Raw genomic sequence first — 12378 nt, 5'->3', positions numbered from 1 at the left:
GAACCTAACTAATACATATAATTCTTAAAACTTGACTTAATCCACATACAATATGAAATCTATACTCTTAAATCTGCTGCCTCTTGTAGCTCTGCTTTTCGTCAATCCCACCCTGGCTCAACAATCTGCGGCCTACACCACCGCCCAAGCTCACTCCCACAATGATTACGAGCAGAACGAGCCATTCTGGAAGGCATACAACCAGCAGTACGGCTCAATAGAGGCCGATCTGATATTTAGAAACGACACACTTTATACCGCCCACGATCTCAAAGACGTCTCTCCGAGTCGTACCTTCGGCTCACTGTACCTCAACCCGATACTGGCCCAGATCAAGAAAAACGGTGGCAGTATATACAAGGATAAAAATAAGCAGCTCCAGCTCCTGATCGACTTCAAGACTCCCGCTGCGCCAACCATGGCTGCTCTGATCAAAGAGCTGGCCCCGCACGCGGACCTGCTGGCCCCAAAAGGCTCGGTCAAGATCGTCATCAGCGGGAACATGCCTAACCCATCCCAGTTTAACCAGTACCCCGACTATATCTATTTCGACGGCCGCCCCACGATATCCTACTCTCCTGAGCAGCTTGAACGTATTGGCCTCATCAGCCAGTCCCTCCAGACGTACTCGCGCTGGACGGGTTCGAACAACTTACCGGAAGCGGATCGGATTAAACTTCAGCAGGTTATAGAACAGGCACACCGGCAGGGAAAGAAGTTGCGCTTCTGGGCTACGCCCGATACGCCCGCAGCCTGGAGTACGCTGATGAACTTAGGAGTCGACTACATTAATACAGATAAGGTTGTGGAGTTGGCGAAGTTTCTGAAGAAGTAACAGAGTACTGCACCTCTATTACCACGTAGCCATGCTTGTCAAAATAGTACTTTTCTGTCTGCTGCTTACAACGACAGCCTTCGGTCAGGTAGACCTGCAGAAGCCTTTCCGTGAGTGCGGTATTGAGGGGAGCACCACTATCTACGACTATAAAAACAAGAAGTGGATTTACAGCAATGAGGCCGACAGCCAGATACCTACGCTACCTGCCTCAACATTCAAGATCATCAATTCGTTGATCGTACTGGAGACGGGGGTAGTCAGGGATGAAAATGAGGTAGTACCCTGGGTAGGCAAAACTGATACTGTGCTGTACGGCTACCGTCCCGACATTTACCATGATATGTCCATTAAGGAAGCTTTTGAAAAATCGGCTGGTTGGGTGTACGTGGAACTGGCTAAAAAAATAGGTAAAGAACGCTACCTGGATTACCTCAAACGGTGTGGCTATGGCAACCAGGACCTGGCGGGAAGCGAAGGAGCAGACTTCTGGAATTTTGGCAATTTTGCCATTTCTCCCGCCAATCAGGTTACGTTCCTGCGTGACTTTTACGAAGAGAAGCTGCCCTTCTCCAAACGTACCTACGAGATAGTCAAACGGATCATGGTGACGGAGCGTACGAATGACTATACCCTCCGGGCCAAAACCGGCTGGACCCGCTACGGCGGTAAGGATACAGGCTGGTGGGTAGGCTATGTGGAGCGGCAGGATAATGTATACTTTTTTGCTACCCGCCTGATCAAGCCCCGCAGCACCCCTAACCGGAGGTTTGGCGCTTGCCGCCTTGACATCACCAAAGCTATACTACGGCAGATGCAGGTACTTGACTAAGCAGGTACCTGCATCTGTAAACTACTTCCTATGTCAGGCACAACAGCAGAGGGCTACTTGTTTTTTACAAAACGGAGGTTAAAGCGGTACTCGGGACTGTCGCTGTTATCGTAAAATGACATATTGTGGTTAAGACCGTTGGCACTTTCCATAATACTCATGGTTTGACCGCCGACAGTCCAGTACTCGCTGATGTCGCCATCCTGTGGTGCTGCCTCCCGAAAACAGTACCCGCCGGGGTAAGCGTTGAAGCCGGAGGCATTGGTACCGGCTATTTTCCTCCAGTTGGTAACCGAAACCAGTTTCTTGAGAGCGTCCTGGTTTATAGCCCGGTCGCCGGTAAATGTTACCCCCTGCGATTGAGCCAGTTTCTTGTAATCTTCTATTGTGGGCATTCGCCAGCCGGCGGGCAGAGGTACCGCTTTGGCTTCTTCAAATGTGTAGTAGCGGCCATACTCCGGCTTTCCGTTGCTGCTATTATAGGCGACACCACCCGTACCGGTATGGTTAGCAGCTGTCCAGGTCAGATCTCCAATCGTAACAGTCGGGTAAGATTTCCCGTCAATAAGAACCGAACCCAGCTGGGGCTGGGGTTGTGGATTTGGCTGAGGATCTCCCTCGTTTCGGCAGGAGGTAAACAGAATCGCCAGCAGGAAGACCGCTAGTATAGTACTTCGTGTTATGTAATTTTTCATGGCTTATGATAATAGTTATATTATTCATAAGACCCACTGCTATGTAATTGGTTGTATAGTAACCAAACAATACAACTAAACCTTCATAAACAACAATAAAGTACAAAAAGGAGCTAGTCCCAGGCAGCTCTTACTATCAGGTCAGCTTCACCGAGAACAGGTCCCGCGAGCGAACGTAGATCCATGACACGACTCCGATAGTAAAAATACCGCCCAGCACTACCGAGGGTACGGTCCCCATCAGCTTGGCCGCCAGTCCCGACTCAAAGGCCCCCAACTCGTTGGACGAACTCACGAACATACCATTCACCGCCGCTACCCGACCCCGCATTTCATCGGGAGGGAACAGTTGCAGAATGGTCTGCCGGACTATAACGCTGACGCTATCGCAGGCACCGGTCATGAACAGGGCCAGGCACGACAGCCAGAAATGGGTCGACAGCGCAAAAACAATAGTAAATACCCCGAATCCGCCTACGGCTATGAGCATGTTGCGCCAGGCATTGTGCGTAGGCGGGAAGTAGGCCATAGTAAACATGGTGAGCAGTGCCCCTACCGACGGCGCCGCCCGTAGTACCCCTAGCCCCTCCGGACCGACACGCAGGATATCCTCCGCAAAAACGGGTAGTATCGCTACCACTCCCCCAAACAAGACTGAAAACAAGTCCAGTGAGATGGCGTACAGGACTATACGGGTACGGAATACAAAGCGGAAGCCCTCTTTGAGACTTTCGAACAGCGGCGTAGTAGTACGTACAAAAGCTGGGAGCGTCTTGATAAAAGAAAGCAGCACCAGACATACCACAAAGCTACATATTACAACCAGCAGCGTATTGGCCAGCCCAATGTAGGCGTATAGAAAACCGGCAATAGCGGGTCCCATAATTGCGCCCGCCTGCCAGAACGAACTACTCCAGGTAGAGGAGTTATGATAGATCTCCCGAGGTACCAGAAATGGCTTCAGCGAGGATGATGCCGGTGAATAAAAGCCCTTGGAAAACCCGATCAGGAAGAACACCGAGTAGATCAGTACCATCTGCTCCCGAAAGGTAAGGTCATCCATAAACCCCGGCTGAAAGGCGAGATACAGTACCACCGAGCCCAGGATGATCACCGACAGGCTGATACGCATAATGGTAGTTTTATTATACTGGTCAGCGATATGTCCACCGAAGAGCGAGGTACATATAAAGGGTATCACCTCAGCTAACCCGATCAGCCCCAGCGACAACGGGTCGTGGGTCATCTTGTATAGCTCGTAGCCCACAATTACCTCCTGGATCAGGATCGTAGCCGTGAACAGGAAACTATTCGCGATAAAAAAGCGGAAATCGTTATAGCGCAGGGCCGCGTAGGCGTCGTTGGATCGGGTTGGTTTCAATGCTAATGCTACTAGTGAGAACAATAGGGGCGTAGTACACGAGATGTACCAGCTGCTGAACTAGAGAAACAACAAATTACCGCCATAGTTCACCCGCCATAGGCTTGTATTTTAAGGCACTACTACTTTCCTATCTATGTTTTTTGTAGTTACTTGCCGGCCGGTGCTTCTTTGCACCCTACTATACAGGTACACATACCTATTAAACTCACATCTATTCCATGTTACCCAAAGTAAAAATCTGCTGCATCAGCAGTATTGAAGAGGCACGTCTGGCGGTACAGTACGGGGCCTCGGCACTGGGTCTGGTGGGTCATATGCCCAGCGGACCGGGAGTACTTACCGACGAACTCATCGCGCAGATCGTCCCCACCGTACCTCCGCCCATTGCTACCTTCCTGCTCACCTCCGAAACGACCGCCGTCGACATCATAGCCCACCAGCGTCGGGTACATACCAATACCATTCAACTTGTTGATGCCGTTTCCGAAGGTACCTACCAGCTCATCCGGCAATCGCTGCCTGCGGTGAAGATCGTGCAGGTTATCCATGTCATTGATGAAAGCTCCGTAGAGGAGGCCCTGATGGCGGCTCAGGAGGTAGATGCCCTGCTGCTGGACTCGGGCAACCCCAAGCTAGCTATCAAAGAACTGGGTGGTACCGGACGTATTCATAACTGGTCGCTAAGCCGCCAGATCGTGGAGCAGTCGGCGGTGCCCGTTTTTCTGGCAGGAGGTTTGAGAGCTGAGAATGTACGGGAAGCGCTGGATACGGTGCAGCCCTTCGGCCTGGACCTGTGCAGCAGTGTACGTACCGACGGAAAGCTAGACGAAGCCAAACTGAAAGCATTTTTCAGAGCCGCTGGGTTCTGATGAGCTAACAATTACCTACGGCTCCGGTTAAAAAAGTATATCAACAAACCCTTACAAACTATGCAATTTATTAATGCAGTGGCTCTGGTCACGGGTGGAGCTTCGGGTCTGGGTGAAGCCACTACCCGCCTGTTTGTGGAACAGGGCGCTCAGGTGGTAGTCCTGGATCTGAACGAAGAGCGCGGACTGGCCTTAGAAAGTGAACTGGGCGGGAAAGTACGTTTTGTCAAAGCCAGCGTTACCGACGAGGCTGCCGTACAAAGCGCCATTGATACCGCCCGGGAGCTGGGGCCGCTTCGGATTGTGGTCAACTGCGCAGGCGTGGCCGAAGCCCGCAAGACCATCGGTAAAGTGGGTGACTCCGTGGGGCCTCACGCGCTGGATGTATTCCAGAAGGTCATCAACATCAACCTGGTAGGTACTTTCAATGTGATCCGGCTGGCGGCCTTCGCGATGAGTACCAACGAACCTGATGGTGAAGGAGAACGCGGAGTGATTATCAATACGGCTTCGGTAGCCGCTTTTGACGGTCAGATCGGCCAGGCTGCCTACTCAGCCAGCAAGGGAGGTATCGTAGGTATGACGCTTCCCATAGCCCGCGACCTGTCGCGTACAGGGATCAGGGTCATGTCTATTGCGCCGGGGCTGTTCGAAACTCCGCTGCTGGCAAGTCTTCCCGAAGAGGCCCGTATTTCGCTGGGACAGCAGGTACCATTTCCTTCCCGATTGGGCCGCCCTGCTGAATACGCCCTGCTGGCCAAATCCATTGTAGAGAATCCCATGCTCAACGGCGAAGTGATCCGGCTGGACGGCGCTATCCGGATGGCTCCCAAGTAGCAGGATAGTCCTTTTCTGCCAGGGCAACGCGTCCCTGGCTGTATAGTAAGCAAATAGCTGTATGATAGCTATTTGCTTTTTTTATTTTTTTAGTTTAGATTCATATTCCCATTGTATAGGTAGTAGGGATAAAGTAATCTATCAGGTCAGGTGGAAGACAGACCGGTTTACTGGTTTTGACTAACCTCCCCTGACCACTTTATCCCGTTTTATAGTCCTTATTAGCCAGTAGTCATTAGCCTTGAAAGGTACCACACCCGATAATGTCCATTACGAGTAAGTACTGATTCTAACCCCTCAATCTCTCATGATAAGACTACTCTCGCTTGGGCTCCTGTGCCTGCTCTGTGCCTTTACTCCCGTGACCGTCACTACCTGGTCCGTCAAGTCCTACTCGGTTAAATGTAAGATCCGTAACGCGGGTATACCGGTTACGGCTGCCTTCACCGATCTGCAGGCCAATCTACGTTTTGATCCCAGCCGCCCCACCGAAAGTACCATTACCGCCTCTCTGGGTGCAGGTACCATCAAAACGGGCGTGAGCCTGCGCGACTACCAGCTCCGGAGCCGCAATTACCTCTATGCCGATAAGTACCCACGCCTGCTGATGCAGTCCAGGCAGATCAAGGCTGTCGGGAAGAATAGCTACCTGGGCCAGTTTGACCTGACCATCCGGGGAGTCACCAGAGTTGTGGAAGTACCTTTCAGTTTTGTTCAGCAGGGTAATCTGGTTACCTTTAAGGGTAAATTTACCATCAACCGTCAGGATTTTGGCGTTGGAGGTTCTAGCCTGATCCTCGACGATAAGGTGGATATCACAGTGGAGGTTACCGGCAGTGATAGCAGCAAGGAGCCCGGCCCACCTGCCACACTTCCCAAAACCTGATTTAACTCAGCAAGCGTATGCCCGGCCTTTCCGGAACCGAACGAAAGAATATAGTACCCGGCTTAGCGGTGTCTATTGTACTCAAGCAGGACCAGCGCAGCGGTAACCTCACCGAGGGCGTTGTAAAGGATATTCTGACCAAGTCGCCGCACCACCCGCACGGTATTAAGGTGCGTCTGGAAACGGGTGAGGTAGGTCGGGTGAAAGAAATACACGATGAGGAGTAGCCTTACTCCTCCCCGTACACCAGCTTCTCCGCTCTGATCAGCCCATCCGCCGCCTGCTGCAGCTTTGCTTTCAGGCGTGTACTGTAAGTGGGATTCTTCTCCAGGAAAGCCCGTACTGCCTTTGCCGCTTCGGGCGACTGGTAGGTTCCCAATGTAGCTCTGAGCCACCTTTCAGGAAAGAAAATATCACCCGTACGCTGGATTTCGGCCAGTAGCTCCAGACTCTGGGGCAGGTACTTGACCGAGGTAGCCGCCCTCAGGGGATGATGCAGGTACTCCAGCGCCGTAACTACATTAGCTTCCCGCTCCCGATTTTCCTCTTTACTGAGCGAAGCAAAAAACGCATCGCGCTCGGCGGCCTTTGACGACAGGGCCGGCATGATGAACTGCAGCCTTTTCTGACGGTCCGGGTTCTTGATGCGCCCTAGCTGCTGCTCCAGTATCCCTGCGGCCGGATAGTCACGTACCGCCAGGGCCAGCGCCAGGGAGGTATAGTCATCTTCGGTGAGAGTCACGCCCGTAGGGGCCTGCTGCGTTTTCCATATCTCGTACAGTCGCTGCTCAGTCGATTGGCTCAGGGCGATGTTCTGGTACAGTTTGAACAGGACTTTCTTTTTATTGGCACTCCTTTCCTGCTGCATCGCCTGCCAGGCTTCCTGCTCCAGCGCATTGGCTAGTCCGGCTCGATGCTCAGGTCGGATGTACTGCCAGAATATCTCCGACAACTGTCCCGTCAGCAGCCGCAGGTTTTGCTCCTCGGGCTCTTTGGATAGCAGGTTCCGGTATAGTTCGGCCAGCCTGGTGGGTGTCACAGCCTGGTGGCTGAGCATATTTTCGTAGAAGTTAATATAGGCCGAGGCCCGCATCACCGGCTCCCGTAGCTCCGACAGCCGGGACAGCATCAGCGCATCTACTGGGAACAGGCCGTAGCCCTGCCCGGTAGAGTTGAATAGCACGTACAGCGGCGCTCCTTTCCCCTCCGCTTCACGGAGTACTACCTGCCGCTGATTCATATCCACCGTTAGTTCCTCTACCCGATCCGGATATACGAGGGCTACTTCAAAAAGTTGCGGCCACAGCCGGTCGGAGCCATCTTCGGCCCTTTGGCTGACGGTAAAGCGGGTTATCGTTCCGTTCTTTGCTTCCAGTTTATAGTCGATCTGGGGGCGGCCGGTTTCATTCACCCATACGTGGTTCCATTTGGCCAGATCGGCCGGGGTGCGCTGGTCCAGGATACGGATCAGGTCGGGCCAGGTAGCGTTGGCGTAGGAGTATTCTTTCAGGTACTCCCGCAGCCCTGACCGTAGTGCCTCCTCCCCCATCAGCCGCTCCAGCTGGCGCATCATGATAGGAGCCTTGTGGTAAATAATACCTCCGTACAGAGTACCTGCTTCCTTGAGGTTGCGCAGCGGCTGACCGATGGGATTAGCTCCTGCCGTGCGATCCACCCCGTAGGCCGCCGGGAAATGATTGACCAGGAACTGCAGGTCGTAGTTGTTGTCCTCCAGGGTTACCTCCCCTATCTTATCGGCCATGAAGTTGGCAAATACCTCCTTCATCCACACGTCGTTAAACCACTGCATCGTCACCAGATCTCCAAACCACATGTGGGCGGTTTCGTGCGCGATCAGATTAGCGCGGCTTATTTTCTGATCTCTGGTTGCTCCTTTATCCAGAAACAGGGCCGAGGCTTTATACTGAATGGCTCCTACGTGCTCCATACCGCCGTACTGAAAGTCCGGAATAGCCACAAAATCAAACTTCCTGAAAGGGTACGGGATCTGGGTATAGTCTTCCAGAAAATCGAGAGCCCGGGAGTGAATGGTAAAGATGGAGTCTAGGCTGTAATGGATTTTGGAAGTATCGGTTTCGCGGTGATAAAAATTCATCTCCCTCCCCCCTAGAGTTCGCGTCACCCGCTCAAATTTACCCGCTACAAACGAGAACAGGTAGGTACTGATGAGGTCGGATGACTGGAAATGATAGGTTTTGCGCTGCTCACTACGTACCGTATCACGCAGAGGTGCATTGGCTACGGCCTGCCAGTCGTGGGGAACGGTCAGGGAGAGTTCATACGTTGCCTTCAGACTGGGCTGATCAAAAACAGGGAACACCGTACGCGCCCGGTCAGGTACCAGCAGGGTATAGAGGTACTCAGGGTTACGGTTGAGAGATTGGTTACCGGCTATGAACGCTATATCTACGGTATTGGGGCCGTCCTGCAGGTACTCCGGCTGGATCAGGATGTGCTCTTTCTCAAACCGGATTGGTACTTCCTTTTGGTTGACTACTACTCGTTTGATGTGGTCCCGCTCCTCCCGGAAATCAATCTGCAGGGGAGCCGGATTCTTCTTCCAGTAGAAGGAGATGGTCTCCTGAGCATTAATTGGCTCCTCTTTTAGAGCCGGTATATCGAGGCTGATCCGGTAGGCGATCTGGCTAAGTACCTGTTTGCGATGCTTCGCCAGTTCTTCCGAGACCCCCTCCTCCACGGCAGGTACATTACTCACAGGGGTAGGCTTACGGCTACACGCTAGAAGTAATAGAAAGGAAGTGGCAAACAAAAACATGGTACCAGTAAAGCCTTGTATTTTTTTCATAACACCGGGATCAAAAGCATAGAATCCACTAAAATAGCCAATTCTGCACTATTTAACAGTAGAATCCCAATTGTGATCCTCGGGAATATCCTCGGCAAACTCTTTCTCAAGACTTTTCATCGCATAACTTGCCGAAATACCATGTACCACCAGCGACACTAACACGGTAAAAGCTACCAAAGCCCATACTTCATCGGCATTTACAAAATCGGTTTCTTCCAGGGCAAAAGATAGATAGAAAAAGGACCCGATCCCCTTGATGCCAAAGAAGGCGATCGCCCACTTCTGCTTCTGGTGCAGGCCCGTTCCCAACATACCCAGATAGCCCGTGAGCGGTCGTACCACAAAAACAAACAGTACTCCGTAAAAGGCCATCTCCCAGGTCAGGTCTTCGAGTATACCACTGATGAGGCTCCCCCCAAACAGGATCAGTACTATAGCCACAAGTATTCGTTCAATCTGATCGGTGAAAGAGTGAAGTTCCGTATGAAAATCATGCTTAAGCTCAGCCTGTCTGAGGGCTACCGCTCCTACAAACACCGCGATGAACCCGTAGCCATGGATCATTTCGGTCAGTCCATAGATAAGCAGCGTGGCAGCCAGAGCCATGAAAGCATTGTCCTCATCATAAATCTTTTTTTCCTTGGTCCAGCTCCATTCCTTAAAAATCAAATAGGCTAATCCACGACCTAAAAGGTACCCACTGATGGTACCCGCAACAATCCGGTACAGCAGATCTTCCGTAAACCAGCCCAGCAGGCTTCCTTCACCGGACGAATTCATCATAGCTACGGTTATAGCCAGCCAGGTAAAGGGGAAAGCCATACCATCGTTGAGACCAGCTTCGGCGGTCAGTGCAAACCGGACATCGTCCCTGCGTTTCTCATTGGGTGGTCCCACCTGCACATCGGACGCCAGTACCGGATCGGTAGGCGCCAGTACCGCCCCTAGTAGTATGGCCGAAGCGACATCAAGATTCAGCGCCCACCACCCCAGAAAAGCAATCAGACTAATACTTAATACCATGGTGATGCTGATAAGCTGAAGTGGCGCCCGCCAGGTCTTGTACGAAAAAGGCCGGTCAATCTTGAGACCGGTACCCATCAGCGATATAATGACTACCAGCTCAGTAAGCCGCACCGTGTAGTCCTGCTTCCGGATGGGATTAGGAAGAGGAAGCATGTCCAGGAACAGATACAGTAATACGCCGAACAGCACATAGAGGATGGCATAGGATATACCAAGCTTACTGGTAAACAAGGGCATCCAGGCCATTCCCAACGCTGCCAGTCCTATTAATGTAATAACAATGATGTAGGTATCCATAGGAAGTAGAATTGCAGGCTCTGAAGACACAGCAGAGAGCTTACTACCAAGTTTATAAAATACTGTGCCTTGACAGTATTCAGAGTAGAATTTCCTCCTGCAAATGCCTTCTTTTTAAGGGCTGCGTTGGGTCGGATTGGCATCTGACCAAATAAATCCAAAAAGGTCAGAATTTTTCTATGTTCCGATTAAACCTTTTAGCGTTATATAGATCTAATAATCAGGAAGTATTTCCCCAAAAACTATCATTCAATAAAGTCATGAAAATACCACATATAGTACGTACGCTGTGCCTGCTGGCCTTCATGGCTGTAGGGTCAGCCATGGGGGATAAGGCAGTGGCCCAGCCGGGAGTCAGCGTATCCTTTCAAAGTTTTTATAATGACCTGTCTCCCTATGGTCGCTGGATATCCCACCCGCAGTACGGGTCGGTATGGTCACCTACTGTTATGGGGGACTTTCAGCCCTATGCTACTAATGGGCGCTGGGTAGTGACCGAGTATGGCAATACCTGGGTGTCTGACTATGACTGGGGCTGGGCACCGTTCCACTATGGTCGCTGGTTCCACGACGACTTCTATGGCTGGGCCTGGGTACCTGACTATGAATGGGGACCGGCCTGGGTCAACTGGCGCTCGGGTGGTGGCTACTACGGATGGGCTCCGCTGAGTCCGGGTATTCATATCAATGTGCAGGTGAACCTGCCAATGAACTACTGGGTATTTGTACCGCAGGTATACATCACCAGCCCAAGGCTGTACAACTACTGTCTGCCTCGTACGCGGGTGGTGAATGTATACAACCAGACAACCATTATCAACAACTACTACAACAACGATAACCGTACGTATGTGTATGGTCCCCGTCGCAATGAGATAGAGCGGGTAACACGTAATACGGTACCTGTGTACCGGGCTGATGAGATCAGTCGCTCGAGCCGCTCGCGCTACGAAAATGACCGGGACAACAACCGTACGTACAGTGCTGACGCCAACAGCAACCGCTCACGTATCCAGTCCCGCCAGGGTGATGTGTACAGCAACGACCGTACTTCCCGCTCAAACCGGGAGAACTCATCGATCATCGAAAGAAATTCAACTGATCGTGAATACGGCAATGCCACCGAGTCAAGCCGCGCCAGAAGAAGCAGCGAAGAAGCCACTCCAGGACGCTACCGCACCGATAGCGACTACGAAGCCGAACGCTCTACCCGTAGCCGTAGCAGTGCCGACTGGTCCGATGCTACCCGTAGTACTCCTACCCCTGACTATACCGAGCGGAGCAACTCCAGCCGGAGCCGCCAGAGTGGAGTAGAAGCCGATCGTACTCCCTACGGTACCAGCCGATCGGGCAGCTATGGCACCGAACGGACTACCCCGTCCAGCCGGAGTTATAGCGACCGCAGCTACGGAACTACTGAATCAAACCGGGCCCGTAGCAACTACGGGGAGAGTAGCCGAAGCAGTGCACCCGCTACCCGCACGCAGCCACAGTACTCGCCTCGCTCAGGATCTGAAATGTCAGCACCACGTAGCCGCAGTAACAGCCAGGGCAGCTATCAGTCACAGCCGCAACGTCAGTCGTCTCCATCGTATGGAGGTGACAGCGGTAGCAGACAAGCTTCACCCCGCTCAAGCCGCAGCCGGGGAGCAGAATAAGGTCTGACTCTGGTTAAAGAGTCATTGGCTGACAATGTAATTTTTTAGCCCCAGTTCCTGCCGGTAAAGATACCGGCAGGAACTGGGGCTTTTATAGTATTTTTCTGCTACGACTGTTGATTAGAAATCAACATAGTCATATAGATACTAGAACAACTTATCAAAAGGTAAACTGCATTTTACTAATTAACTTACCTACTAATCCTTCCGACAAATTCGGCCCGGTTTT

11 protein-coding genes are annotated in these 12378 nt (G+C 52.0%); 7 read left to right on the top strand and 4 right to left on the bottom strand.

The annotated features are described in order from the left end of the window. Positions 1–52 precede the first annotated feature (52 nt). Together JUB14_RS04205 and JUB14_RS04200 are read left to right on the top strand one after the other, a co-directional pair. Positions 53–835, top strand: a complete 783-nt coding sequence (locus JUB14_RS04205; protein WP_207504507.1) for a phosphatidylinositol-specific phospholipase C/glycerophosphodiester phosphodiesterase family protein — start codon at positions 53–55, stop codon at positions 833–835. Positions 836–866: 31 nt separating this feature from the next. Continuing rightward, a complete protein-coding gene (locus JUB14_RS04200; RefSeq protein WP_207504506.1) occupies positions 867–1667 on the top strand; it encodes a penicillin-binding transpeptidase domain-containing protein in 801 nt (266 codons plus the stop codon). Between the two features lie 53 nt (positions 1668–1720). On the opposite strand, the gene JUB14_RS04195 is transcribed toward JUB14_RS04200, so the two are convergent. Beyond that, entirely contained in the window at positions 1721–2362 is a 642-nt protein-coding gene (locus tag JUB14_RS04195) for an FISUMP domain-containing protein (RefSeq protein WP_207504505.1), read from the bottom strand. Between the two features lie 136 nt (positions 2363–2498). Further along, entirely contained in the window at positions 2499–3743 is a 1245-nt protein-coding gene (locus JUB14_RS04190; protein ID WP_207504504.1) for an MFS transporter, read from the bottom strand. Between the two features lie 221 nt (positions 3744–3964). Between JUB14_RS04190 and JUB14_RS04185 the strand changes: the two genes are divergently transcribed. The 4 genes from JUB14_RS04185 (at position 3965) to JUB14_RS04170 (ending at position 6565) form a co-directional block, all read left to right on the top strand. Beyond that, positions 3965–4615, top strand: coding sequence for a phosphoribosylanthranilate isomerase (locus tag JUB14_RS04185; protein ID WP_207504503.1), 651 nt, complete (start codon positions 3965–3967; stop codon positions 4613–4615). A 60-nt stretch (positions 4616–4675) separates the two neighbouring features. Further along, positions 4676–5452, top strand: coding sequence for a 3-hydroxyacyl-CoA dehydrogenase (locus tag JUB14_RS04180; RefSeq protein ID WP_207504502.1), 777 nt, complete (start codon positions 4676–4678; stop codon positions 5450–5452). Between the two features lie 307 nt (positions 5453–5759). Beyond that, entirely contained in the window at positions 5760–6338 is a 579-nt protein-coding gene (locus JUB14_RS04175) for a YceI family protein (RefSeq protein ID WP_207504501.1), read from the top strand. Positions 6339–6355: 17 nt separating this feature from the next. After that, positions 6356–6565 carry a YwbE family protein gene (locus tag JUB14_RS04170; RefSeq protein ID WP_207504500.1) on the top strand — a complete coding sequence of 70 codons (210 nt, stop codon included), beginning with the start codon at positions 6356–6358 and terminating at the stop codon, positions 6563–6565. 2 nt (positions 6566–6567) lie between these two features. Here the strand turns inward: JUB14_RS04170 and JUB14_RS04165 are convergent, their stop codons facing one another. Further along, complete coding sequence (locus JUB14_RS04165) at positions 6568–9165, bottom strand: M1 family metallopeptidase (protein WP_229367515.1); 2598 nt, start codon at positions 9163–9165, stop codon at positions 6568–6570. Positions 9166–9213: 48 nt separating this feature from the next. Beyond that, positions 9214–10491 (bottom strand): cation:proton antiporter, encoded by a 1278-nt coding sequence (locus JUB14_RS04160; protein WP_207504499.1) that lies wholly within the window; start codon positions 10489–10491, stop codon positions 9214–9216. Between the two features lie 260 nt (positions 10492–10751). Here JUB14_RS04160 and JUB14_RS04155 point away from each other — a divergent pair, with 260 nt between their 5' ends. Beyond that, positions 10752–12149 carry a DUF6600 domain-containing protein gene (locus JUB14_RS04155; protein WP_207504498.1) on the top strand — a complete coding sequence of 466 codons (1398 nt, stop codon included), beginning with the start codon at positions 10752–10754 and terminating at the stop codon, positions 12147–12149. Positions 12150–12378: the final 229 nt, after the last annotated feature.

Origin of the sequence: Telluribacter humicola, from assembly GCF_017355935.1 — a bacterium.
GTDB lineage: Bacteria > Bacteroidota > Bacteroidia > Cytophagales > Spirosomataceae > Telluribacter > Telluribacter humicola.
The sequence above is the reverse complement of the archived record's forward strand: the minus strand, read 5'-3'. Positions and strand labels throughout refer to the sequence as shown.